The organism is Streptomyces sp. 63XJN7_1_ISO-PGPR-S23-121 (genome assembly GCF_056173025.1).
Window position 1 is genome coordinate 1,574,295 of the sequence record NZ_CM149653.1, and the last position, 25,304, is coordinate 1,599,598.

The 25,304-nt window shown below is 72.2% G+C and carries 17 protein-coding genes and 2 pseudogenes; 15 read left to right on the plus strand and 4 right to left on the minus strand.

Features of this window, described 5'->3' with window-relative positions; all coding sequences use genetic code 11:
• From rpmF to mutM, 3 genes and pseudogenes are all read left to right on the plus strand, one after another.
• Positions 1 to 174 (plus strand): 50S ribosomal protein L32, encoded by a 174-nt coding sequence (rpmF, locus tag AC0VYN_RS07340; protein ID WP_003951102.1) that lies wholly within the window; start codon positions 1 to 3, stop codon positions 172 to 174.
• A gap of 7 nt (positions 175 to 181) precedes the next feature.
• On the plus strand, positions 182 to 1,012 hold the full coding sequence (rnc, locus tag AC0VYN_RS07345; protein ID WP_385464637.1) for a ribonuclease III: 831 nt from the start codon (positions 182 to 184) through the stop codon (positions 1,010 to 1,012).
• Between the two features lie 93 nt (positions 1,013 to 1,105).
• Positions 1,106 to 1,967, plus strand: a pseudogene (mutM, locus tag AC0VYN_RS07350) (bifunctional DNA-formamidopyrimidine glycosylase/DNA-(apurinic or apyrimidinic site) lyase).
• A gap of 3 nt (positions 1,968 to 1,970) precedes the next feature.
• Here mutM and AC0VYN_RS07355 read toward each other — a convergent pair.
• On the minus strand, positions 1,971 to 2,363 hold the full coding sequence (locus AC0VYN_RS07355; RefSeq protein WP_475535266.1) for a winged helix-turn-helix transcriptional regulator: 393 nt from the start codon (positions 2,361 to 2,363) through the stop codon (positions 1,971 to 1,973).
• A gap of 241 nt (positions 2,364 to 2,604) precedes the next feature.
• On the opposite strand from AC0VYN_RS07355, the gene AC0VYN_RS07360 reads away from it, so the two are divergent.
• Positions 2,605 to 2,970: a hypothetical protein gene (locus AC0VYN_RS07360; protein WP_475535267.1), complete on the plus strand. Its 366-nt coding sequence runs from the start codon at positions 2,605 to 2,607 to the stop codon at positions 2,968 to 2,970.
• Between the two features lie 96 nt (positions 2,971 to 3,066).
• On the opposite strand, the gene AC0VYN_RS07365 is transcribed toward AC0VYN_RS07360, so the two are convergent.
• Complete coding sequence (locus tag AC0VYN_RS07365; protein WP_475535268.1) at positions 3,067 to 4,218, minus strand: CAP domain-containing protein; 1,152 nt, start codon at positions 4,216 to 4,218, stop codon at positions 3,067 to 3,069.
• A gap of 144 nt (positions 4,219 to 4,362) precedes the next feature.
• Between AC0VYN_RS07365 and AC0VYN_RS07370 the strand changes: the two genes are divergently transcribed.
• The 4 genes from AC0VYN_RS07370 to AC0VYN_RS07385 all read left to right on the plus strand — a co-directional run bounded on the left by AC0VYN_RS07370 (position 4,363) and on the right by AC0VYN_RS07385 (position 10,691).
• A complete protein-coding gene (locus AC0VYN_RS07370; RefSeq protein ID WP_475535269.1) occupies positions 4,363 to 4,644 on the plus strand; it encodes an acylphosphatase in 282 nt (93 codons plus the stop codon).
• 387 nt (positions 4,645 to 5,031) lie between these two features.
• Positions 5,032 to 5,235 (plus strand): hypothetical protein, encoded by a 204-nt coding sequence (locus tag AC0VYN_RS07375; RefSeq protein ID WP_228898360.1) that lies wholly within the window; start codon positions 5,032 to 5,034, stop codon positions 5,233 to 5,235.
• A gap of 270 nt (positions 5,236 to 5,505) precedes the next feature.
• The gene (smc, locus tag AC0VYN_RS07380; protein WP_475535270.1) at positions 5,506 to 9,069 is read left to right on the plus strand and encodes a chromosome segregation protein SMC; all 3,564 of its coding nucleotides are present in this window, start codon (positions 5,506 to 5,508) and stop codon (positions 9,067 to 9,069) included.
• Between the two features lie 203 nt (positions 9,070 to 9,272).
• The gene (locus AC0VYN_RS07385; RefSeq protein WP_475535271.1) at positions 9,273 to 10,691 is read left to right on the plus strand and encodes a sugar porter family MFS transporter; all 1,419 of its coding nucleotides are present in this window, start codon (positions 9,273 to 9,275) and stop codon (positions 10,689 to 10,691) included.
• 731 nt (positions 10,692 to 11,422) lie between these two features.
• On the opposite strand, the gene AC0VYN_RS07390 is transcribed toward AC0VYN_RS07385, so the two are convergent.
• Positions 11,423 to 12,892, minus strand: a complete 1,470-nt coding sequence (locus tag AC0VYN_RS07390) for a cytosine permease (protein ID WP_475535272.1) — start codon at positions 12,890 to 12,892, stop codon at positions 11,423 to 11,425.
• 184 nt (positions 12,893 to 13,076) lie between these two features.
• Here AC0VYN_RS07390 and ftsY point away from each other — a divergent pair, with 184 nt between their 5' ends.
• Positions 13,077 to 14,291 (plus strand): signal recognition particle-docking protein FtsY, encoded by a 1,215-nt coding sequence (ftsY, locus tag AC0VYN_RS07395; protein ID WP_385464612.1) that lies wholly within the window; start codon positions 13,077 to 13,079, stop codon positions 14,289 to 14,291.
• A 115-nt stretch (positions 14,292 to 14,406) separates the two neighbouring features.
• Here ftsY and AC0VYN_RS07400 read toward each other — a convergent pair whose 3' ends face one another.
• Positions 14,407 to 15,078, minus strand: coding sequence for a bifunctional DNA primase/polymerase (locus tag AC0VYN_RS07400; RefSeq protein ID WP_475535273.1), 672 nt, complete (start codon positions 15,076 to 15,078; stop codon positions 14,407 to 14,409).
• A 446-nt stretch (positions 15,079 to 15,524) separates the two neighbouring features.
• Here AC0VYN_RS07400 and nsdA point away from each other — a divergent pair.
• From nsdA to ftsH, 6 genes and pseudogenes are all read left to right on the plus strand, one after another.
• Positions 15,525 to 17,019 (plus strand): annotated as a pseudogene (gene nsdA, locus AC0VYN_RS07405) (transcriptional repressor NsdA).
• Positions 17,020 to 17,406: 387 nt separating this feature from the next.
• Positions 17,407 to 18,750: an ammonium transporter gene (locus AC0VYN_RS07410; protein WP_475535274.1), complete on the plus strand. Its 1,344-nt coding sequence runs from the start codon at positions 17,407 to 17,409 to the stop codon at positions 18,748 to 18,750.
• A complete protein-coding gene (locus AC0VYN_RS07415; RefSeq protein WP_376363186.1) occupies positions 18,747 to 19,085 on the plus strand; it encodes a P-II family nitrogen regulator in 339 nt (112 codons plus the stop codon). The genes AC0VYN_RS07410 and AC0VYN_RS07415 overlap by 4 nt, the downstream gene beginning before the upstream one ends.
• 28 nt (positions 19,086 to 19,113) lie before the next feature.
• Positions 19,114 to 21,552: a [protein-PII] uridylyltransferase gene (locus AC0VYN_RS07420; RefSeq protein ID WP_475535275.1), complete on the plus strand. Its 2,439-nt coding sequence runs from the start codon at positions 19,114 to 19,116 to the stop codon at positions 21,550 to 21,552.
• A gap of 120 nt (positions 21,553 to 21,672) precedes the next feature.
• Positions 21,673 to 23,223, plus strand: a complete 1,551-nt coding sequence (gene ffh / locus AC0VYN_RS07425; protein ID WP_475535276.1) for a signal recognition particle protein — start codon at positions 21,673 to 21,675, stop codon at positions 23,221 to 23,223.
• A gap of 121 nt (positions 23,224 to 23,344) precedes the next feature.
• A complete protein-coding gene (ftsH, locus tag AC0VYN_RS07430; RefSeq protein WP_475535277.1) occupies positions 23,345 to 25,288 on the plus strand; it encodes an ATP-dependent zinc metalloprotease FtsH in 1,944 nt (647 codons plus the stop codon).
• Positions 25,289 to 25,304: the final 16 nt, after the last annotated feature.

Below are 25,304 nucleotides of genomic sequence, written 5' to 3' on the forward strand. Positions count from 1 at the left end.
GTGGCTGTTCCGAAGCGGAAGATGTCGCGCAGCAACACGCGCCACCGCCGGTCGCAGTGGAAGGCTGCGGTCCCCACCCTGGTTGCGTGCGAGCGCTGCCACGAGCCCAAGCAGCAGCACATCGCGTGCCCGTCTTGCGGCACTTACAACAAGCGCCAGGTCCTCGAGGTCTGAGCGGCTGGTGAGAGGCACTGTGTCAGTCCCCAAAAAGGCGGAAGACGCCAAGAAGAAGGCGGACACCCAGGCCTCGTCCCACACGCTTCTGGAAGGGCGGCTCGGCTATCAGCTCGAGTCCGCCCTTCTGGTGCGTGCGCTGACCCACCGTTCCTACGCGTACGAGAACGGCGGCCTGCCGACGAACGAGCGGCTGGAGTTCCTCGGTGACTCCGTCCTCGGCCTCGTCGTCACGGACACGCTGTACCGCACCCACCCCGACCTGCCCGAAGGCCAGCTGGCCAAGTTGCGGGCCGCGGTGGTCAACTCGCGTGCGCTGGCGGAGGTGGGCCGCGGGCTCGACCTCGGCTCCTTCATCCGGCTCGGCCGTGGTGAAGAGGGAACGGGCGGCCGGGACAAGGCGTCCATCCTCGCCGACACCCTCGAAGCGGTGATCGGCGCGGTCTATCTCGACCAGGGCCTCGACGCGGCCTCCGAACTGGTGCACCGCCTGTTCGACCCGCTGATCGAGAAGTCCTCCAACCTCGGTGCCGGCCTGGACTGGAAGACCAGCCTCCAGGAACTCACCGCGACCGAAGGACTCGGCGTCCCCGAGTACCTGGTCACGGAGACCGGCCCGGACCACGAGAAGACCTTCACTGCTGCCGCCCGCGTCGGAGGCGTCTCGTACGGCACCGGCACCGGCCGCAGCAAGAAGGAGGCGGAGCAGCAGGCGGCGGAATCCGCGTGGCGGTCCATCCGTGCCGCGGCGGACGAGCGCGCCAGGACCGGGGCGGCCCCGTCGGCCGCCGGCGTCGTCGCCGAACCGGACGCCGACGCACCGTCGGCCTCCGCCTGACCACAGCACAGCACAGCACAGCACGGCCCGAGCGCCCGCCCCAGCCCCGGGGCGGGCGCTCGGGCCGTCCAACGGACCGTCCGAGGGGAAGCCATGCCCGAGTTGCCCGAGGTCGAGGTCGTACGGCGCGGCCTGGAACGCTGGGTCGCCCACCGGACCGTCGCCGACGCCGAGGTGCTCCACCCGCGCGCGGTACGCCGGCACATCGCCGGCGGCGACGACTTCGCCCAGCGTCTGAAGGACCACCGCATCGGCACACCCAGCCGCCGCGGCAAGTACCTGTGGCTGCCCCTGGAGGACACCGGTCAGGCGGTCCTCGCGCATCTCGGCATGAGCGGCCAGCTGCTGGTCCAGCCGCACGAGGCGCCGGCCGAGAAGCACCTGCGCATCCGCGTCCGCTTCGCCGACGCCCTGGGCACGGAGCTTCCGCTTCGTCGACCAGCGCACCTTCGGCGGCCTGTCACTGCACGACACCACCCCCGACGGACTGCCGGACGTCATCGGGCACATCGCCCGCGACCCCCTCGACCCGCTGTTCGACGACGAGGCGTTCCACCAGGCCCTGCGCCGCAAGCGCACCACCGTCAAACGGGCCCTGCTCGACCAGTCGCTGATCAGCGGCGTCGGCAACATCTACGCGGACGAGGCCCTGTGGCGCTCCCGCCTGCACTACGAACGTCCGACCGCCACCCTCACCCGGCCCCGCACCGCCGAACTCCTCGGCCACGTCCGGGACGTGATGAACGCGGCCCTCGCCGTGGGCGGCACCAGCTTCGACAGTCTGTACGTCAACGTCAACGGGGAGTCGGGCTACTTCGACCGCTCGCTCGACGCGTACGGCCGCGAGGGACTGCCCTGCCGCCGCTGCGCGACGCCGATGCGCCGCAGGCCGTGGATGAACCGGTCCAGCTACTACTGCCCGAAGTGCCAGCGACCGCCGCGCGCGGTGTCCTGAGGCCTAGCCCCGGGCGTCGTAGCGTTCACGCGAGGCGAGCACCTCGTCCATGTGCCCCTCCAGGCACTGGATGAGCGTGATCAGCCGCCCGGCCACCTCGCGTCCGAGCGGGGTGAGTTCGTAGTCCACCCGGGGCGGGTTGGTGGGCTGCGCCTCGCGGTGCACCAGACCGTCGCGCTCCAGCGCGTGCAGGGTCTGGGACAACATCTTCTCGCTCACGCCGTCGACCCGGCGGCGCAGCTCGTTGAAGCGGAGGGAACCCTCGGACAGCGCGCCCAGCGTGAGCGCGCCCCAGCGTCCCGTGACGTGCTCCAGGGTGCCGCGCGAGGGGCAGGCCCGGGAGAACACGTCGTACGGCAGGTCCTGCTCCTCCGTGTGCTCCTGCGTGGTCGACATGTCTCCAGCGTACGTGAGCACAGCGCTGCCCCGCGGAGAGCGCCGAGCGCACGACAGCGGTCCCGGCGGCTCGCTCAGTAGCCGAAAAGTGCCGGGCCGGGTCCCTGACCTGCGGCCACGTAATCGATCAACGCTGCGAGCTGCGACTTAGCTGTCAGTGGTTGTCAGCGTTGGTTGTCGTTGAGCACCCCCGCACGGCCCAGAGACGGCCCGGCCAGGCGGCAGCTGCAATGATCTCTGAATGAGGTATCCCGCCACAGGCGAGCTGTCGCCCGCAGAGCGCGCATTCATGATCAATGCGGCCGAGATCGACATCCTTCCCGGTGTCCGAGGCGATCTGGACGAGCCGCTCGCGTCCGGGGACCCCTCAGACCTTGCTGAGATCCTCCTGCCGCTTGTCGACGAAGGTTGGGTCGAGGTGTGTCGCCTCGCTCCCTGGGTCGCCCCTGATGGGGCCCGCGGTCTTCAACCCGGTCCTTCCATCCTGCGACAGGACCTTCCTGCCCTGCTGGCAGACGCCGAGAACTGGGAGTACCCAAACGACGGTGAATGGCTCGGTCGCCTGACACTCGTCCTCACCGAAGCGGGACGACGGATTCCCCGGTGACCTGCAGTCGAACACGCGGTCGGTGGAGCGGCTTTGGGCTGGAGCTGCTTTGGGGCGAGTGATCATGGCCCCGTAAGCTTCCGGCGCGTCGGGCCGTCAGTAGCCGAAGTCCTGCGTCCACCAGGGGCCGCCGGCGCCGAAGTGGACGCCGACGCCGAGGGTCCGGAAGTCGCAGTTCAGGATGTTGGCCCGGTGCCCGGAGCTGTTCATCCAGGCGTCCATCACGGCCTGGGCGTCCGCCTGCCCGCGGGCTATGTTCTCGCCCCCGAGGTCGCTTATCCCGGCCGCCTCGGCCCGGTCCCACGGGGTGGCGCCGCCGGGGTCGGTGTGGTCGAAGAAGCCCTGCGCCGCCATGGCCTCGCTGAAGTCCTCGGCCAGTTCGCGCAGCGCGCTGTTCGCGGCGACCGGGCTGCAGCCCGCCTTGGCCCGCTCGTCGTTGACCAGCTTCAGCACCTGGGCCTCGGCGGCGGACTGCTCGGAGACGGCACCCGCGGGAGCGCCGGTCTTCCGCTCCGGCGCAGCCGTGGCAGCGCGCGACGCGCTGGGCGGGCGCTCCCGGCCGGGCGTGGACGCCTCGGGCTCCTTCGTCACGGACGGCGTCCCGGCCGGTGCGGCCGACGTCGTCGACGCCGAGGGCGAAGGGGAGGCGGACGCCGAGGACGAGGAGGGGGACGCGGGGGAGGAGGGCGGAGCGGAGCGGCCCGTGCCGCGGCCGGCGGACGACGCGCCGCCGTCCGGGCCGGCCTCCGCACTGCCGGAGGTGCCGCCCAGCTCTGCCGGGTTGTTCGTCGGGACGTCCGCGGACTCGACCCGGTCACCGCCGCCGGCGCCGCCGACGCGGTAGTTGTCCAGGCCGGGCACCGCACCCGTGGCCACCGCGATCGTGCCGAGGGCGACGGCGGCGGAGACGCCGAGCAGTCCGGTGCGGACCGGCGTGACGGCCTTCTTCCGGCGGCGCCGCGGTGCCGTGCGCCGCGGGCCGTCGTCGGGAGTGAAGCCCTCGCTGGGGAAGGGCACCGTACGGCCGGCCCCCGGGTCCTCGCCGGTCCGGTCGTCCGGCCCGAACAGGTAGGCGTCGCTCCGCGCGCGGGCCTCGGCGTACGTCTCGGGGTTCAGATAGGGCGCGATGCCCTTCGTGGGGCGGTCACCCGCGCCCGGGGCCTGCGGGTGCCGGCCCTGTCCCGCCGATCCGTCCGGGCGGTGGCCCCCCGCGGCGCGGCCGGCGGCGGAGCGTCGGTGGCGTCCCATGTCCTGGCCTTCCTCGTCCTCGCGTTCACCACAGAACTCACACGATCGGGTGAGTTTGAGGCGCGATTCATTGGGTGGGGACGGTACCGCATGGTGCCAGGGGGCGAAGTGTCCGGAGAGACATTGACTGGTTAGGTTGCACTCATGAGCGAGGATGTACGGCTGGTCGCGTGGGTTCGCGGGCAGGTCCAGGGTGTGGGTTTCCGCTGGTTCACGCGGGCCAGGGCACTGGAACTCGGCGAACTGAGTGGTTTTGCTCTCAATCTGGCCGATGGGCGCGTCCAGGTGGTGGCGGAGGGCCCGCGGGAGCGGTGCGAGGGACTCCTCGACTGGCTGCGGGGCGACGACACGCCCGGACGTGTGGACGGAGTCACCGAGATCTGGGACACACCCCGCGGCGGCTACGACGGCTTCGCCATCCGCTGACGGAACACCGCGCGGAGCCCGCCCGGCACCCGGGGCGGGGGAGCGCCGAGGGTCTGCCGGACCGAAAACGAGCAGGTGGTTGCCAAGAAGGCCGGTCCCGTGGCAGGCTCCCCACCCAGAATGATCGCCACGCCCCTCGGGGCCCGCAGGATTCGCAGCGCCGCCGTTTCCCGGCCGCGCGCCCCGGGCACCCGTCAATACGGGGCGTGATCGTGTTGACCGTCAAACTTTTTGGTGAGACGCTGAAAGCCCCGCGCACCTTAGCTGTTTGGCATGGTTGAACGGCAGTGAAAACTCAAGAATGCCAAGCACCGCGGGTGCGAATCCCTCACGACCCAACGACCCGCACCGCTCAGGTCGGTCACTCATTGTGGAGGACCATCCATCATGGCAAAGGCGCTTCTCGGTTACGTCGGCGGCTCCGACCCTCGACTCCTCGCCGAGATGCGACGGCTCCAGCAGCGCGTCCAGGACCTGGAATCCGAACTCGGACGAATCCAGGCGGAGAACGACGCGCTGGCGGCTGCCGCTTCTCACGACAGGATCATGGAGAGCGTTGACGCACACCAGGCGGAGCCTGCGCTCACCTGATCACTGCATCGCTCCACCGACGGCACAGCAGTGGTTGGGCCCGCCCGTACAGCCGCTCAGTTGTCAGAGTTGCAAGGGACGCTTCGGCGTCCCTTCTTTCTTTCCCCGCCCCATCCGTCTCGTGCGCTGCTCCGGCGCGCCGTCCGAACCTTCCCCCGTGCATCCTTTCACCCTCTTCAACGTCTGATGTGCCCTGCATGTTCACCGGCGAAACCGCGCCGGTTCACCGGTTCATGAAGTGAGACACCCCGAAAGGTAGAGTCCGGCGGCGTGCACCTGAAGGCCCTCACCCTCCGCGGATTCAAGTCGTTCGCCTCGGCGACCACGCTCCGGTTCGAACCCGGCATCACCTGCGTCGTCGGTCCGAACGGGTCGGGCAAGTCCAACGTCGTGGACGCGCTCAGCTGGGTCATGGGCGAACAGGGCGCCAAATCGCTGCGCGGCGGCAAGATGGAGGACGTCATCTTCGCCGGCACCACCGGCCGCCCGCCGCTGGGCCGGGCCGAGGTGTCCCTCACCATCGACAACTCCGACGGGGCCCTGCCCATCGAGTACGCCGAGGTCACCATCACGCGGATCATGTTCCGCAACGGCGGCAGCGAGTACCAGATCAACGGCGACACCTGCCGGCTGCTCGACATCCAGGAACTGCTCTCCGACTCCGGCATCGGCCGCGAGATGCACGTCATCGTCGGCCAGGGCCAGCTCGACTCCGTCCTGCACGCCGACCCCACGGGCCGCCGCGCCTTCATCGAGGAGGCCGCCGGCGTCCTCAAGCACCGCAAGCGCAAGGAGAAGGCGCTCAGGAAACTGGACGCTATGCAGGCCAACCTCGCGCGCGTGCAGGACCTCACCGACGAACTGCGGCGCCAGCTCAAGCCACTCGGCCGGCAGGCGGCGGTGGCGAGAAGGGCCGCCGTCATCCAGGCCGACCTGCGGGACGCCCGGCTCAGGCTCCTCGCCGACGATCTCGTACGGATGCGCGAGGCGCTCCAGGCCGAGATCGCCGACGAGGCCGCCCTGAAAGAGCGCAGGGAGAGCGCCGAACGCGAGCTGGGCAAGGCGCTGCGGCGCGAGGCGGACCTGGAGGACGAGGTGCGCCGCCTCACCCCGCGCCTGCAACGCGCGCAGCAGACCTGGTACGAGCTGTCCCAGCTCGCCGAGCGGGTGCGCGGCACGGTCTCCCTGGCCGACGCCCGCGTGAAGAGCGCCACCTCCTCGCCCCCCGAGGAGCGGCGCGGCCGGGACCCGGAGGACCTGGAGCGCGAGGCCGCCCGGGTGCGCGAGCAGGAGGCCGAACTGGAAGCGGCCCTGGAGGCGGCCGAGCGCGCCCTGGAGGACACGGTCGCCCACCGCGCCGACCTCGAACGCGAACTGGCCCTGGAGGAGCGCCGCCTCAAGGACGTGGCCCGCGTCATCGCCGACCGCCGCGAGGGGCTCGCCCGGCTCAGCGGGCAGGTCGGGGCCGCCCGTTCCCGCGCGGCCTCCGCGCAGGCGGAGATCGAGCGGCTGGCCGCCGCCCGGGACGAGTCCCGGGAGCGGGCCGCCGCCGCCCAGGAGGAGTACGAGGCGCTCCGGGCCGAGGTCGACGGACTCGACGCCGGCGACCAGGAACTCGCCGAGCGGCACGAGGATGCCAGGCGCCGGCTGGCCGAGGCGGAGGCCGCCCAGAGTGTCGCCCGGGAGGCGGCCACCGCGGCGGAGCGCGAGCGCGCGGCGACGCAGGCCCGCCACGACGCCCTCGCCCTGGGCCTGCGCCGCAAGGACGGCACCGGGGCGCTGCTCGCCGCGCGGGACGGGCTCGGCGGACTGCTCGGCCCCGCCGCCGGCCTGCTCACCGTGACACCGGGCCACGAGGTTGCTCTGGCCGCCGCCTTCGCGGCCGCCGCCGGCGCCCTCGCCGTCTCGTCCCCGGCGGCCGCCGCCGACGCCATCCGGCACCTGCGCAAACAGGACGCCGGCCGCGCCGCGCTGCTGCTCGCCGGCGCCCCCGACGACGTACCGCACGAGCCGCGGAGCGACGGGCCGCCGTACGCCGCCGACCTCGTCCGGGGGCCAGCCGACCTGATGCCCGCGGTGCGGCGGCTGCTGCGCGGCATCGTCGTCGTCGGCACCCTGGAGGACGCCGAGGACCTCGTCTACGCCCACCCGGGGCTGACCGCGGTCACCGCCGAGGGCGACCTGCTGGGCGCCCACTTCGCGCACGGCGGGTCCGCCGGGGCGCCCAGCCTGCTGGAGGTGCAGGCGTCCGTGGACGAGGCCGCAACGGAGCTGACGGAGCTGGGCGTGCGGTGCGCGGAGCTGGCCGAGGCGCAGGAGGCGGCCGTCGAGCGGCGCCGCGAGTGTGCCGCGCTCGTGGAGGAGCTGGGGGAGCGGCGCCGGGCCGCCGACCGGGAGAAGTCGTCCGTCGCCCAGCAGCTCGGGCGGCTCGCCGGGCAGGCACGGGGCGCGGCCGGGGAGGCCGAGCGGTCCGCCGCGGCGGCCGAGCGGGCGCAGGAGGCGCTGGACAAGGCGCTCATGGACGTCGAGGAGCTGGCCGAGCGGCTCGCGGTCGCCGAGGAGATGCCGGTCGAGGAGGAACCCGACACCTCCGTGCGCGACCGCCTCGCCGCCGACGGCGCCAACGCACGGCAGACCGAGATGGAGGCCCGTCTCCAGGCGCGTACGCACGAGGAGCGGGTCAAGGGACTGGCCGGACGGGCCGATTCCCTCGACCGGGCCGCCCGCGCGGAACGCGAGGCACGCGCGCGTGCCGAACAGCGCCGGGCCCGGCTGCGGCACGAGGCGGCCGTGGCCGAAGCCGTCGCCGCGGGCGCCCGGCAACTGCTGGCGCACGTCGAGGTCTCCCTGACCCGCGCCGACGAGGAGCGCACCGCCGCCGAGGCCGCCAAGGCCCGGCGCGAGCAGGAACTGGCCGCCGCGCGCACCGCCGGGCGCGACCTCAAGGCGGAGCTCGACAAGTTGACGGATTCAGTCCACCGGGGCGAGGTACTCGGCGCCGAGAAGCGGCTGCGCATCGAGCAGCTGGAGACCAAGGCGCTGGAGGAACTCGGTGTGGAACCGGCGGGGCTCGAGGCCGAGTACGGGCCGCATCAACTGGTGCCGCCCTCGCCCCCCGCCGAGGGCGAGGAGCTCCCGGAGGATCCGGAGCACCCTCGCAACCGCCCCCGGCCCTTCGTACGGGCCGAGCAGGAGAAGCGGCTGAAGGCGGCCGAACGGGCGTACCAGCAGCTCGGCAAGGTCAATCCGCTGGCCCTCGAGGAGTTCGCGGCGCTGGAGGAGCGGCACCAGTTCCTCAGCGAGCAGCTCGAGGACCTGAAGAAGACCCGCGCCGACCTGCTCCAGGTCGTCAAGGAGGTCGACGAGCGCGTCGAACAGGTCTTCACGGAGGCCTACCGGGACACGGCCCGGGAGTTCGAGGGCGTGTTCGGCCGGCTCTTCCCCGGCGGCGAGGGACGCCTGGTGCTGACCGACCCCGACAACATGCTCACCACGGGCGTGGACGTCGAGGCGCGGCCGCCGGGCAAGAAGGTCAAGAGGCTCTCGCTGCTCTCGGGCGGGGAGCGTTCGCTGACCGCCGTGGCGCTGCTCGTGTCGATCTTCAAGGCGCGGCCCAGCCCGTTCTACGTGATGGACGAGGTCGAGGCGGCGCTCGACGACACCAACCTGCAGCGGCTGATCCGGATCATGCAGGAGCTCCAGGAGGCCTCGCAGCTGATCGTCATCACGCACCAGAAGCGGACGATGGAGGTCGCCGACGCGCTGTACGGCGTCTCCATGCAGGGCGACGGCGTGTCGAAGGTCATCAGCCAGCGTCTGCGGCAGCCGGTGTAGGACGTCGAAAGCCGGGCATGTGAGCTTCAACTCTTGAACGCATCGACGTCAGGTGCATCGCCTAACTCACAGTTCCTGCACTATTGACTTCGAAACTTGAAGGCATAGTCTCTGCAACGTTGCTTTTACCTTCAGGTACCTACTAGTGGCACCTCGAAGGGCGAACCACCCCGGCAGCGTTGCCGGAAGCCCGAGGAGTACACGTGGCCAGCACAGCGCAGGCACCCAATCCAGGAGCCGGAACGGCTCACCCCGATCATCTCGGGCACGTCATCTTCATCGCGGCGGCGGCCGCGATGGGCGGTTTCCTGTTCGGCTACGACAGCTCCGTGATCAATGGCGCCGTCGAGGCCATCCGGGACCGCTACGACGTCGGCTCCGCGGTGCTGGCCCAGGTCATCGCCGTCGCGCTGATCGGCTGTGCCATCGGTGCCGCGACCGCCGGCCGCATCGCCGACCGCATCGGCCGCATCCGCTGCATGCAGATCGCGTCGGTCCTGTTCACCGTGAGCGCCATCGGATCGGCCCTGCCGTTCGCGCTGTGGGACCTCGCCATGTGGCGCGTCATCGGCGGTTTCGCCATCGGCATGGCCTCGGTGATCGGCCCGGCCTACATCGCCGAGGTCTCCCCGCCCGCCTACCGCGGCCGGCTCGGCTCCTTCCAGCAGGCCGCGATCGTCATCGGCATCGCCGTGTCGCAGCTGGTCAACTGGGGCCTGCTGAACGCGGCGGGCGGCGACCAGCGCGGTGAGCTGATGGGCCTGGAGGCCTGGCAGGTCATGCTCGGCGTCATGGTCATCCCGGCCGTCCTCTACGGCCTGCTGTCCTTCGCCATCCCGGAGTCCCCGCGCTTCCTGATCTCCGTCGGCAAGCGCGAGCGCGCCAAGCAGATCCTCAAGGAGGTCGAGGGCAAGGACGTCGACTTCGACGCCCGCGTCACCGAGATCGAGCACGCGATGCACCGCGAGGAGAAGTCGTCCTTCAAGGACCTGCTCGGCGGCAGCTTCTTCTTCAAGCCGATCGTCTGGATCGGTATCGGCCTCTCGGTCTTCCAGCAGTTCGTCGGCATCAACGTCGCGTTCTACTACTCCTCGACGCTGTGGCAGTCGGTCGGCGTCGACCCGACGGACTCGTTCTTCTACTCGTTCACGACGTCGATCATCAACATCGTCGGCACCGTGATCGCGATGATCTTCGTGGACCGGGTCGGCCGCAAGCCGCTCGCCCTCATCGGCTCGGTCGGCATGGTGATCGGTCTGGCGCTCGAGGCCTGGGCGTTCTCCTTCGACCTGGTCGACGGCAAGCTCCCGGCCACCCAGGGCTGGGTCGCCCTGATCGCCGCCCACGTGTTCGTCCTGTTCTTCGCCCTGTCCTGGGGTGTGGTCGTCTGGGTGTTCCTCGGCGAGATGTTCCCGAACCGGATCCGTGCCGCCGCGCTGGGTGTGGCCGCGTCCGCCCAGTGGATCGCCAACTGGGCGATCACCGCGAGCTTCCCGTCGCTGGCCGACTGGAACCTCTCCGGCACGTACGTGATCTACACGATCTTCGCCGCGCTCTCCATCCCGTTCGTGCTGAAGTACGTCAAGGAGACGAAGGGCAAGGCCCTGGAGGAGATGGGCTGACCGCCCTCCCCGAGCTCGGGGAGAAGGGCCTCATCCCCGCTGCCCCTCTCCCCGTACCGTGCCGCCGCCCCCGGTCCACTGCCTGGACCGGGGGCGGCGGTGTTGTGCGCGGTCGGGGGGACGGTTCCGCGGGGGACCGAGGGCCCGCGCCGGGCTCGGCACGGGGTGCGCGGCGGGACCTACCGGGTCCGCGGCGGCGGGGGAGTGCGCGCGGAAGCGCCCGGCCGTCCGTGGGCGGGGGTGCGGGCGCAGGCGCGGTCGCAGTCCGTCGGTGGAGGCCATGGGCATGGGCCCCACCCGGCGGGTAGGGGCGGGACGGTGGTGTCGCACGGTCGCGCCGGTCGGTGGTGCCGATGGTGGGACCCGCCGGGCCCGTGCCGTGGCGCGGCGGTGCCGACCTGCCGGGCAGACCGATGGGGACGGCGCTGCCGACTTGCCGGGCAGACCGGTGGGGACGGCGCTGCGACCCGCCTCTGTGAGGGAGGCTATGACCCGCCAGGTCGCTCTACGGGGGCTGCGATGCCGACCCGTCGGGCACGCGGGACGACGACGGCGCGACGAGCCCGGATGCCCGACCGTGACGGGGGCGGGGGCGGGGGCGCCGCTCGCCGGGTCCGGGCGGCCCTGCGGTACCCGGCCCCGCGGACCGGCGCGGGCCCCTGCGGTGGCCCGCGACGCGAACGTCCCCCTCCGCCGGGCCGGGCGAAGAGGGACGCGGGTGGTGCGCGGTGTCAGACGCTCAGCGTCTGCGGCTGCTCGGGCTGCTCGGGCTGCTCGGGCTGCTCGGCGGACGCCGCGGGGACGACCACCGGAGGCTTCGGCAGCACCGCGTACAGCAGGCCGGAGATCACCACCGTGGCGACCCAGCCGAGCCCGTACTCGCCGATGACGTTGTTCGCGGCGAGCGGCCCCGTGAACCAGTCGGACGTCGTGAACATCAGCCCCGCGGCCAGACCCACCGCCCAGGCGGCGACGGCGGCGGGGGAGAAACCGCCCCGGTACCAGTACGCGCTGGTGCGTCCGGTGTCGGCCAGGGCCTCGCCGTCGTACTCCTTGCGGCGCAGCATGTCCGCGCCGAAGACGCCGACCCAGGCGGAGAAGGCGACCGCGAGCAGCGACAGGAAGGCGATGAAGGAACCCATGAAGCTGGTCGCCACCAGCATCAGCACGCCGCCGAAGACCAGCGAGATCACGGCGTTCACCGAGACCGCCCAGTGCCGCGGGATCCTGAAGCCGAGGGTCTGCGCGGTGAAGCCGGCCGAGTACATCGACATGGAGTTGATCAGCAGCATGCCGATCAGCGCGATCAGCAGGTACGGCACCGCGATCCAGGTCGGCAGGATCTCGCCGAGGAAGGAGACCGGGTCGCTGGCGGAGGCCAGGTCCGGCGTGGAGACCGCCATGACCATCCCCATCAGCACCATGGGCAGCACGACGATGCCGGCGCCGCCGATCGTCACGCCCACGATGCCCTTGGAGGAGGCGGTGCGCGGCAGGTACCGGGTGAAGTCCGGCGCGGACGGGATCCAGCTCACGCCGCCCGCCGCGATCAGCCCCACGCCGGTGATCATCGCGGCCACCGAGCCGGCGGACCGGTCGAAGACCGCGGACCAGTCGGTGTCGACGATCAGGTAGCCCAGCACCAGCACCGAGAAGACGCCGAAGAGGTACGCCGCGTACTTGTTGCACTTCTGCACGGCGTTGATGCCCAGCCCGGAGATCGCGAACGTCGCGACGACGAAGACGAGCAGCGTCACGATGTCCAGCACGCTGTTGGCCCGGATGCCGAACACGATGTGCAGCACGGTCAGCACGGCATAGGCGCCGGTCACCGCGTTGATCGTCTCCCAGCCCCAGCGGGCTATCCAGATCAGCGCCCCGGGCAGCAGATTGCCCCGCTGGCCGAAGACCGCCCGGGACAGCGCCATGCCGGGGGCGCCGCCGCGCTTGCCGGCGATGCCGATCAGGCCCACCAGGCCGTACGACACCAGGGGCGCGGCGGCCGCGACGACCAGCGCCTGCCAGAAGTTGAGGTGGTAGGCGACGACCAGGCTCGCGCCCATCGTGAGCAGCAGCACGCTGATGTTGGCGCCGACCCAGGTCGGGAAGAGCTCGCGGGTCCGGGCGGTGCGCTCGTGGTCGGGCACCTGCTCGATGCCCCGGGTCTCCAGGGCGCCTTCTGTCTCGGCGGTCTTGCTCATGTGGGGGGTCCGTGCCTCGATCGTGGGGAAATCGCGGGAAGGGGATGCGCTCGGGACTCTACGCGCGTTGACGCGTCCTCTTCCATCGTACTTTGATCCGACTCCTTCCTTCCAGGGCCCTTTGTCCCTTGGAGGAAGACACAAGCGGGTGTCCCGGGAGCCCATGGCCGATACTGGACGGGTTATGGAAATCCTCATCCTTGCTGTAGTCATCGCCGTGGTCGTGATCGGCGCACTCGGCGGGCTGGTCGTGGGCAGTCGCCGCAAGAAGCAGCTGCCTCCGCCGCCTCCGTCGACGCCCGACATCACCGCCCCTCCGGCCGAGCCGCACGTCGGCGACGAGGCCGAGACGCCGCGCGACGAAACGCGCCGGACGATAGAGGAGGTCGATCTCCCCGACGGCGGCACCGCTCCCGTCGGTGTCGAGGAGCCGCCCGTCGTCGAAGAGCTCGAGATCCCGCAGATCGAGGTTCCCGAGCCCACCGCCGGCCGTCTGGTCCGGCTCCGTACCCGACTCTCCCGCTCGCAGAACGCCCTCGGAAAGGGCCTGCTCACCCTGCTCTCCCGCGAACACCTCGACGAGGACACCTGGGAGGAGATCGAGGACACGCTGCTCACCGCCGACGTCGGCGTGCAGCCCACGCAGGAACTCGTCGAGCGGCTGCGCGAGCGTGTGAAGGTGCTCGGCACCCGCACGCCCGAGGAGCTGCGCGGACTGCTGCGCGAGGAGCTGATCACGCTGGTCGGCCCCGACATGGACCGCGAGGTCAAGACCGAGCCCGCCACCGGCAAGCCCGGCATCGTCATGGTCGTCGGCGTCAACGGCACCGGCAAGACCACCACCACCGGCAAGCTCGCCCGGGTCCTGGTCGCCGACGGCCGCAGCGTCGTCCTCGGTGCCGCCGACACCTTCCGTGCCGCCGCCGCCGACCAGCTGCAGACCTGGGGCGAGCGGGTCGGCGCCCACACCGTGCGCGGCCCGGAGGCCGGCGACCCCGCCTCCGTCGCCTTCGACGCGGTCAAGGAGGGCAAGGACGTCGGCGCCGACGTGGTGCTCATCGACACCGCCGGGCGTCTCCACACCAAGACCGGTCTCATGGACGAGCTCGGCAAGGTGAAGCGCGTGGTGGAGAAGCAGGCCCCGCTGGACGAGGTGCTGCTGGTGCTCGACGCCACCACCGGCCAGAACGGCCTGATCCAGGCCCGCGTCTTCGCCGAGGTGGTCAACATCACCGGCATCGTCCTCACCAAGCTGGACGGCACGGCCAAGGGCGGCATCGTCGTCGCCGTGCAGCGCGAGCTGGGCGTGCCGGTCAAGCTGATCGGGCTCGGCGAGGGCGCCGACGACCTGGCGCCGTTCGAGCCGGCGGCGTTCGTGGACGCGCTCATCGGCGAGTGACCTCCCACCGGCCAGGCGCCGGTACGCGCACGAAGAAGCGCCCGCCCCCGAGGTGCAGTCGGGGACGGGCGCTTCACCGTGCCGGGCGGGTGCCGGGGCCGGGTGGCCCGCCGGTCTACGCCCGGGAGCGGTGGGCCACGTACGCCAGCGTCCCCAGCACCAGCCGTGCCGCGGGCGGCTTCGTCGCCGAGTCGAGGGCCGGCGGCCGCAGCCAGCGCACCGGACCCAGGCCACCGCGGTCCGAGGGCGGGGCCGTGACGTGCGTACCGGGGCCGAGGCCGCGCAGGTCGAGGGCGGTCGGGTCGTCCCAGCCCATCCGGTAGAGGAGCCGGGGCAGCTCGGCGGCGGCACCGGGGGCGACGAAGAAGTGGGCGCGGCCCTCGGGGGTCGCGGCGACCGGGCCGAGCGGCAGGCCCATGCGCTCCAGCCGCGCCAGTGCCCGGCGCCCGGCGGCCTCGGCCGCCTCGATCACGTCGAACGTCCGCCCCACCGGCAGCATCACCGCGGCGCCCGGGAACTCGGCCCAGGCCGTGCTCGCCTCGTCCAGCGTCGCTCCGGCCGGTACCTCCGGCGCGAAGTCCAGCGGATGCGCGCCCGGCGCCGGGCAGCCGCGCCGCCCGCAGGAGCAGTCGCCCCCGGCGGCCCGCGCGCCCGGAACCACGTCCCAGCCCCACAGTCCCGTGAACTCGGCCACCGCGGTGGCCTCGGACGCGCGGCCGCGGCGGCGCGTGCCGGGCCGGAGGTCGCGCGTGCCCCGACTGGTCCCGATGCCGATCGTGAAGCCCATGCCCCCTCCAACGGGTCCGACGCAGCGGCGGTTACGCAGCGGACGTGATGCGTGACTCTCTGTTTCCAACTCCCCGTTCCGGCGCGGTTCAGACAGCGCCCGGAAGCACTCCGGGTGGTGCGCACGGAGGGGCGCGCTCCGGCGGGCACCGGTTGCACCGTCCTCCGATCGGCCCCTGTCAAGTGAATCGTGCTCAGGCCATCGGGAGTTCATTCGAAGGGGTGGCGAATGGTGGCGATTCCCGAATCACCGTGGCAGGCCCAGTGACCGTGGGATTACTTTGTGTGCATGGCGCCTTGTGGCACATGCACACGTGGGTATGCCGGAGGCAACTCGGCTTTCCGTTCGAAGGGTGGCGTACGCCGGACGGAGGGCCCGGGTCACCGGCATGCTGATAACGCTTGGCGCACTCGGCGACAGGTGGTCTCAGGGATGGGGGCGTTCCAGTGAGCGGCAACGGCGGAGGCGGCACGAGCGCGGACAGCGCGACGCACGCCGACAAGCGCCCCAACGAGCTGCTCACCTCGTGGTTCGCGCGCAGCGGCTGGTCCAAGGGCGAGCTCGCCCGGCAGGTCAACCGCCGCGCCCGCCAGCTCGGCGCCGGCCACATCTCCACGGACACCTCGCGCGTACGCCGCTGGCTCGACGGCGAGAACCCGCGCGAACCGATCCCGCGGATCCTGTCCGAGCTGTTCTCCGAACGCTTCGGCGTCGTCGTCTCCGTCGAGGACCTGGGTCTGCGCTCCACCCGCCCGTCGCCCTCCGCGACCGGCGTCGACCTGCCCTGGACGGGCCCGCAGACCGTGGCCCTGCTCAGCGAGTTCTCGCGCAGCGACCTGATGCTGGCGCGGCGCGGCTTCCTCGGGAAGCTCGCTGGCCCTCTCCGCGGGCCCGTCCCTCATCGAACCGATGCAGCGCTGGCTCGTCCCCTCGCCCCCGGCGGCGCCCACCGGACACGAGACCGCGCCCGCCACGCGTGCGCGCGGCCGGCTGTCCCGGCCGGAGCTGGAGCTGCTGGAGTCCACCGCCGTGATGTTCCGCCGCTGGGACGCCCAGTGCGGCGGCGGCCTGCGCCGCAAGGCGGTCGTCGGCCAGCTGCACGAGGTGACCGACCTCCTCCAGGAGCCCCAGACGGAGACCACCCGCGCCAAGCTGTTCAAGGTCGCCGCCGAGCTCGCCGAGCTGGCGGGCTGGATGTCGTACGACGTCGGACTCCAGCCGACCGCACAGAAGTACTTCGTCCTCGCCCTGCACGCCGCCAAGGAGGCCGGCGACCGGCCGCTCGGCTCGTACATCCTCTCCAGCATGAGCCGCCAGATGATCCACCTCGGCCGGCCCGACGACGCCCTCGAGCTCATCCACCTCGCCCAGTACGGCAGCCGGGACTGCGCCGGCCCGCGCACCCAGTCGATGCTGTACGCGATGGAGGCCCGCGCCTACGCCAACATGGGACAGCCGGGCCGCACCAAGCGCGCGGTGCGCATGGCCGAGGACACCTTCACCGAGGCCGACGAGTGGGACGAGCCGGACCCCGACTGGATCCGCTTCTTCTCCGAGGCCGAACTGCACGGCGAGAACAGCCACTCCTTCCGCGACCTCGCCTACGTCGCCGGCCGCAGCCCCGCCTACGCCTCCCTGGCCGAGCCGCTGATGGCACGGGCCGTGGAGCTCTTCGCCAAGGACGAGGAACACCACCGCTCCTACGCGCTGAACCTGATCGGCATGGCCACCGTCCACCTGCTCCGGCGCGAGCCCGAGGAGAGCGCCGCCCTCGCCACCGAGGCCATGGCCGTCGCCAAGAAGGTCCGCTCCGAACGCGTCAACACGCGCATCCGCAAGACCGTCGACACGGCCGTACGCGATTTCGGCGACCTGGCCGAGGTCACCGACCTCACCGCACGGCTCGCCGCCGAGCTTCCCGAGACCGCGGAAGCGGTCTGACCGCCACAGACCCCGGCCGCGGCCGGCCCTCCCGAACTGCCCGACTCGGCTCCCCCGTGCCAGGTCACTCGGAAGGCCGCCGCGGCCGGGCCCTTTTTGCGCCTGAACCGGCGCCGCTCTCGCGGACCTGGTTGCTCGCCGTGGGGGTCGCTCAATTGATGGTTGCGGCGATCGTCGGGGAGGCCGCGTCACGATATCGGCGATCCGGTCCGCGAACACGCTGTTCACTCACGCGTAACACGCACGGCGCCTTCGTCACGGCGGCGAAACAGCGAGGGGCACCCACCGAAACGGCGCTGCGCCAATCTCATGGCGCATAACCGGCCCACCCCTCACTGCCGCTCAGGCTTCGCCCGCACGGGGCCGCACAACGACGAGGAGACGCCGATGGCTCCAGCCATCACGCTCGCCGCGGAGACACAGCTCTCCGCCGCCAACACGGGCTTCATGCTCATCTGCTCCGCCCTGGTGATGCTCATGACCCCGGCCCTGGCCTTCTTCTACGGAGGCATGGTCCGCGTCAAGAGCACCCTGAACATGCTGATGATGAGCTTCATCAGCCTCGGCATCGTCACCGTGCTGTGGGTGCTCTACGGCTTCTCCATGGCCTTCGGTACGGACTCCGGCAGCCTCATCGGCTGGAACTCCGACTGGGTCGGCCTCAGTGACATCGGCCTGACCGAGCTGTGGGACGGATACACCATCCCGGTCTTCGTCTTCCTGGTCTTCCAGATGATGTTCGCCGTCCTCACCCCCGCGCTCATCAGCGGCGCCCTCGCCGACCGCGTGAAGTTCACGGCCTGGGCGCTGTTCGTCGCCCTGTGGGCCACCGTGGTCTACTTCCCGGTCGCCCACTGGGTCTGGGGCGCGGGCGGCTGGGCCTACGAACTCGGCGTGATCGACTTCGCCGGCGGCACGGCCGTGCACATCAACGCCGGTGCCGCGGCGCTCGGCGTGATCCTGGTCATCGGCAAGCGGGTCGGCTTCAAGAAGGACCCGATGCGCCCGCACAGCCTGCCGCTGGTCATGCTCGGCGCGGGCCTGCTGTGGTTCGGCTGGTTCGGGTTCAACGCCGGCTCCTGGCTCGGCAACGACGACGGCGTCGGCGCGCTGATGTTCGTCAACACCCAGGTCGCCACCGGCGCGGCCATGCTGGCCTGGCTCGCCTACGAGAAGATCCGCCACGGCGCCTTCACCACGCTGGGTGCCGCCTCCGGCGCCGTCGCGGGCCTGGTCGCCATCACCCCGGCCGGCGGCGCCGTCTCCCCGCTCGGCGCGATCGCCGTCGGCGCCATCGCCGGTGTGCTGTGCGCCATGGCCGTCGGCCTGAAGTACCGGTTCGGCTACGACGACTCCCTCGACGTCGTCGGCGTCCACCTCGTCGGCGGCATCGCCGGCTCCCTGCTCGTCGGCCTCTTCGCCAGCGGCAAGGGCCAGTCCGACGTCCAGGGCCTGTTCTACGGGGGCGGACTGGACCAGTTCTGGAAGCAGTGCGCCGGTGTCTTCGCCGTCCTCGCCTACTCTCTGGTCGTCTCCGCCGTCCTGGCCTTCGCCCTGGACAGGACGATCGGCATGCGGGTCCCCGAGGACGACGAGGTGAGCGGCATCGACCGGGCCGAGCACGCCGAGACCGCATACGACTTCAGCGGCGCCGGCGGCGGCTCCGCCCGGACCGCCGCACCGGCCGGCACCGCGGCCGCGCAGGCCCAGAGCAAGAAGGTGGACGCATGAAGCTCATCACCGCCGTCGTCAAGCCGCACCGGCTCGACGAGATCAAGGAGGCCCTCCAGGCCTTCGGAGTCCACGGCCTCACCGTCACCGAGGCCAGCGGCTACGGCCGCCAGCGCGGTCACACCGAGGTCTACCGCGGCGCCGAGTACACCGTCGACCTGGTGCCCAAGATCCGCATCGAGGTGCTGGTCGAGGACGACGACGCCGACCAGCTGATCGAGGTCGTCGTGAAGGCGGCCCGGACCGGCAAGATCGGCGACGGGAAGGTCTGGTCGGTCCCGGTCGACACGGCCGTACGGGTCCGCACCGGCGAGCGCGGCCCCGACGCGCTCTGAGCCGGGACGAGGGAACAGGAGCCGCCGGGTGACGCACACGGAGCTGACGAACGAAGCAGAGGACTCGGGACCCGGCGGTTACGCGGCGGCCCGGCTGCGCCTCCTCACCGAGGGGGCGCGGTCCGGGCCGCCGCGCCGTGCGGCCCTCGCCGGGCTGACCGACACGTGGCTGGCGGGCCTCTTCGGCGCCGGCACCGGGGGACTCGCGAAGGTGTCGCTCGTCGCGGTCGGCGGCTACGGACGCGGGGAGCTGTCCCCGCGCAGCGACCTGGACCTGCTCCTGCTGCACGACGGCGGCGACGACAAGGCGGTCGCCGCCCTCGCCGACCGCCTCTGGTACCCCGTCTGGGACCTGGGCCTCGCCCTCGACCACTCCGTGCGCACGCCCCAGGAGGCCCGGAGGACGGCGGGCGAGGACCTGAAGGTCCACCTCGGCCTCCTGGACGCCCGTCACCTCGCGGGCGATCCGGCGCTGACCGCGGCCCTGCGCACCACCGTCCTCGCCGACTGGCGCAACCAGGCCCCCAGGCGCCTCCCCGAACTCCGGGACCTGTGCGCCGAGCGCGCCGACCGCCACGGCGAGCTGCAGTACCTGCTGGAACCCGACCTCAAGGAGGCCCGCGGCGGGCTGCGCGACGCCACCGCCCTGCGCGCCGTCGCCGCCTCCTGGCTCGCCGACGCCCCGCGCGAGGGTCTCGCCGAGGCCCGGCGCCGCCTGCTCGACGTACGTGACGCACTCCACCTGGCGACGGGCCGGGCGACCGACCGGCTGGCCCTCCAGGAGCAGGACCAGGTGGCGGCCGGACTCGGCCTGCTGGACGCCGACGCGCTGCTGCGGCAGGTCTACGAGGCGGCGCGCGTCGTCTCGTACGCGGGCGACGTCACCTGGCGGGAGGTGGGGCGCGTGCTGCGGGCGCGCTCCGTACGGCCCCGCCTGCGCGCCATCCTGGGCGGTGGCAGGCAGGCGGCCGCGGAGCGTTCCCCGCTCGCCGAGGGCGTCGTCGAGCAGGACGGCGAGGCGGTGCTCGCCCGCACCGCCCGCCCCGAACGCGACCCCGTCCTGCCGCTGCGGGCCGCGGCCGCCGCCGCCCAGGCCGGACTCCCGCTCTCCCTGCACGCCGTACGGCGCCTGGCCGCCACCGCACGCCCGCTGCCCGCGCCCTGGCCCGCGGAGGCGCGCGAACAGCTGGTGACCCTGCTGGGCTCGGGCCGGCCCACCGTGGAGGTCTGGGAGGCCCTGGAGGCCGAGGGGCTGGTCACCCGGCTGCTGCCCGACTGGGAGCGGGTCCGCTGCCGCCCGCAGCGCAACGCCGTGCACCTGTGGACCGTCGACCGGCACCTCATCGAGACCGCCGTCCGCGCCTCCGCGCTCACCCGCCGCGTGCACCGGCCCGACCTGCTCCTGGTCGCCGCGCTGCTGCACGACATCGGCAAGGGCTGGCCCGGCGACCACTCGGTGGCCGGCGAGACCATCGCCCGGGACGTGGCCGCCCGCATCGGCTTCGACCACGCGGACGCCGCCGTCCTCGCCCGCCTCGTCCGCCACCACCTGCTGCTCGTCGAGACGGCCACCCGGCGCGACCTGGACGACCCGGCCACCGTCCGCGTGGTCGCCGAGGCGGTCGGCACCGAGGGCACCCTGGAACTGCTGCACGCCCTGACCGAGGCGGACGCCCTGGCCACCGGACCGGCCGCCTGGTCGGCCTGGCGCGCGTCGCTCGTCGCCGACCTGGTCAAACGCGTCTCGGCGGTGCTCGCCGGGGACCCGCTGGAGGAACCCGACGCCCCCGCGCCCACCGCCCAGCAGGAACGGCTCGCCGTCGAGGCCGTCCGCACGGGCGGGCCGGTGCTGTCCCTGCGGGCACAGGCCGAGCCGCCGGCCGAGGAGCAGGAGCCCCTCGGCGTGGAGCTGCTCGTCGCCGTGCCCGACCAGGCGGGCGTGCTCCCCGCCGTCGCCGGTGTCCTGGCCGTGCACCGCCTGACCGTCCGCACGGCCGAGCTGCGCTCCCTCGCGCTGCCGGACGGCGTCGAGGGCGGCTCCGTGCTGCTGCTGGCCTGGCGGGTCGCCGCCGAGTACGGCTCCCTGCCCCAGGCCGCCCGTCTCCGCGCCGATCTGGTCCGCGCCCTCGACGGCACCCTGGACGTCGCGGGCCGCCTCGCCGAGCGGGACGCCGCCTACCCGCGCCGCCGGGGCGTGGTCCCGCCCCCGCCCCGGGTGACCGTCGAGCCGGCCGCGTCCCGCCACGCCACGGTGATCGAGGTCCGCGCCCAGGACGCGCCCGGCCTGCTGTTCCGCATCGGGCGGGCGCTGGAGGGCGCGGGCGTGCGGGTGCGCAGCGCACACGCGTCGACGCTGGGCTCCAACGCCGTGGACGCCTTCTACGTCACCGGCCCCGACGGGGAGCGGCTGCCCCTGGAGGAGGCGGCGGACGTGGCGCGCGCGCTGGAGGACGCGCTGAGGGGGTGACACGGCCCCCGCCGCACGCCTCGCGCACACCGAATGCGGCGGGCGGGGACGAATGCCTTGCGTGGCCGGATACCCTGGAAGACGCTCAGACTGCCCCCGACTCCGAGGACCGACGCCGCCGTGTTCGACACTCTTTCCGATCGCCTCTCAGCGACCTTCAAGAACCTGCGCGGCAAGGGACGCCTGAGCGAGGCGGACATCGACGCCACGGCACGCGAAATCCGCATCGCGCTCCTCGAGGCGGATGTGGCCCTGCCGGTCGTGCGTGCCTTCATCAAGCAGGTCAAGGAGCGCTCGCTCGGCTCCGAGGTCTCCAAGGCGCTCAACCCCGCCCAGCAGGTCCTCAAGATCGTCAACGAGGAACTGGTCACCATCCTGGGTGGCGAGACCCGCCGCCTGCGCTTCGCCAAGCAGCCGCCGACCGTGATCATGCTCGCGGGTCTGCAGGGTGCCGGTAAGACCACCCTCGCGGGCAAGCTCGGCAAGTGGCTCAAGGACCAGGGGCACTCCCCGCTCCTCGTCGCCTGTGACCTTCAGCGCCCCAACGCCGTCAACCAGCTCAGCGTCGTCGCCGAGCGCGCCGGCGTCGCGGTGTACGCGCCCGAGCCGGGCAACGGCGTCGGCGACCCGGTCAAGGTCGCGCAGGACTCCGTCGAGTTCGCCAAGGCCAAGGTCCACGACATCGTGATCGTGGACACCGCCGGCCGCCTCGGCATCGACCAGGAGCTGATGCGGCAGGCCGCGGACATCCGCGACGCCGTCTCGCCCGACGAGATCCTGTTCGTCGTCGACGCGATGATCGGCCAGGACGCCGTCAACACCGCCGAGGCCTTCCGCGACGGCGTCGGCTTCGACGGCGTGGTGCTGTCCAAGCTCGACGGCGACGCCCGCGGTGGCGCGGCCCTGTCGATCGCCTCGGTGACCGGCAAGCCGATCATGTTCGCCTCGAACGGCGAGAAGCTCGAGGACTTCGACGCCTTCCACCCGGACCGGATGGCCTCCCGCATCCTCGACATGGGTGACCTGCTCACCCTGATCGAGCAGGCGGAGAAGACGTTCAGCCAGGAAGAGGCCGAGAAGATGGCCTCCAAGCTGGCGTCCAAGAAGGGCCAGGACTTCACCCTGGACGACTTCCTGGCCCAGATGGAGCAGGTCCGGAAGATGGGCAGCATCTCCAAGCTGCTCGGCATGCTGCCCGGCATGGGCCAGATCAAGGACCAGATCAACAACCTCGACGAGCGGGACGTCGACCGCACGGCCGCCATCATCAAGTCGATGACCCCGGCCGAGCGCCAGGAGCCGACGATCATCAACGGCTCGCGCCGCGCCCGTATCGCCAAGGGCTCCGGCGTCGACGTCAGCGCGGTGAAGGGCCTGGTCGAGCGGTTCTTCGAGGCCCGCAAGATGATGTCCCGCATGGCCCAGGGCGGCGGCATGCCCGGTATGCCGGGGATGCCCGGCATGGGCGGCGGCCCGGGCCGGCAGAAGAAGCAGCAGAAGAAGGCCAAGGGCAAGCAGCGCTCCGGCAACCCGATGAAGCGCAAGCAGCAGGAGCAGGAGGAGGCCGCCCGCCGCGCCGCCGCGGCCGAGGGCGGCAACGCGTTCGGGCTGCCGCAGCAGGGCGGCAAGGACTTCGAGCTCCCGGACGAGTTCAAGAAGTTCATGGGCTGACGCCGGCTCCGCCCGGCACACCCGCTCCGTCGTACGTCACCGGGGGCACCCTGCCGCAGGGGGTGCCCCCGGTGACGTTCACGCACATGCCCGCGTGGCCTTCCTGTCGTAACGTCCCGGTATGACCAACCCGTCCCCGCCGCGCAAGGCCCCCGAGCCGCCCTGGCGCACCGAGGGCACGCCCGACGAGCCGCCGAAGCCGCCGTCCGGCGGACGCAGGCTGCGCGGCGGCTGGTGGAACCTGGTCCTCGCCGCCCTGGTCGTCTACCTCATCGCCAACCTGGTGCTGTCGTTCTTCAACGAGGGCGACGAGCCGACGATCTCGTACACCGAGTTCAGCAAGCAGGTCGACGAGGGCAACGTCAGCAAGATCTACGCCAAGGGCGACGCGATCCAGGGCCAGCTCAAGAAGGCCCGGGGCAACCCCCAGGGCGACGGGACGTACACCAAGTTCACGACCGAGCGGCCGACGTTCGCGGACGACCGGCTCTGGGCCGCCCTGACCGAGCACGACGTCACCGTCACCGCCGAACCGGTCGTCCAGCACCGCAGCCTCCTGGCCAACCTGCTGATCGCGCTCGCCCCGATGCTGATCCTCGTCGTCCTGTGGGTCGTCATCGCGCGGCGGATGCGCGGGGCGATGGGCGGTCCCGGCGGCATGCTCGGCCGCAAACCGCCGCCCAAGCCGGTCGAGCTGGAGGCGGGCAGGCCGCGCACCACCTTCGCGGACGTGGCCGGCATCGACGAGGTGGCGGGCGAGCTCAGCGACGTCGTCGACTTCCTGAAGAACCCCGGCGCCTACCGCCGGATGGGCGCCAAGATGCCCCGGGGCGTCCTGCTGACCGGCCCGCCGGGCACCGGGAAGACGCTGCTCGCGCGGGCGGTGGCCGGTGAGGCGGGGGTGCCGTTCTTCTCCGCGTCCGCGTCCGAGTTCATCGAGATGATCGTGGGCGTGGGCGCCTCCCGGGTGCGTGAGCTGTTCGCCGAGGCCCGGAAGGTGGCGCCGTCGATCATCTTCATCGACGAGATCGACACCATCGGCCGGGCCCGGGGCGGAGGCTCCGGCATGGGCGGCCACGACGAGCGCGAGCAGACCCTGAACCAGATCCTCACGGAGATGGACGGCTTCTCGGGCGCGGAGGGCGTCGTCGTCATCGCCGCAACCAACCGCGCCGACATCCTCGACCCGGCCCTGACCCGCCCCGGCCGCTTCGACCGGGTGGTGAGCGTCTCGCCCCCCGACCGGGGCGGCAGGAAGGCCATCCTGGAGATCCACACCCGCGAGATCCCGCTCGCCCCCGACGTCGACCTCGCCCAGGTCGCCCGTACGACGCCGGGGATGACGGGTGCCGAACTGGCCAACCTCGCCAACGAGGCGGCCCTGCTCGCGGTCAAGCGGAAGCAGGACCGGGTGACGCAGGCGAACCTGTCCGAGGCCCTGGAAAAGGTCCAGCTCGGCGCCGAACGCCCGCTGGTGATGCCCGAGGAGGAACGCCGGCGCACCGCCTACCACGAGAGCGGACACGCCCTGCTGGGCATGCTGCAGCCCGGCGCCGACCCCGTTCGCAAGATCACCATCGTGCCGCGCGGGCGGGCGCTCGGCGTGACGCTGTCCACGCCGGACTCCGACAAGTACGCGTACACGGAGGAGTACCTCCGCGGCCGGATCATCGGGGCGCTCGGCGGGATGGCCGCCGAGCACGTCGTGTACGACGTGATCACGACCGGCTCGGAGAGCGACCTCGAACAGGTCACCCGGATCGCGCGCGGCATGGTCGGCCGCTGGGGCATGAGCGAACAGGTCGGCCGCCTCTCCGCCCTGCCCGGCGACGCCCAGCAGGCCTACGGGCTGGCCGCCGCCCCGGGCACCCTGGACGCCATCGACGACGAGATGCGGCGCGTCGTCGACGAGTGCTACGACGAGGCCGTCCGCAAACTGCGCGACCACCGCCGGCAACTCGACGCCCTGGCCGAGGCGCTGCTGGCCCGCGAGACACTGGACGAGGCGGAGGCCTACCGGATCGCCGGGATCACCCGGCTGACGAAGGACGACCCGGAGGCCTGAGGGCCGACGTCCCCGC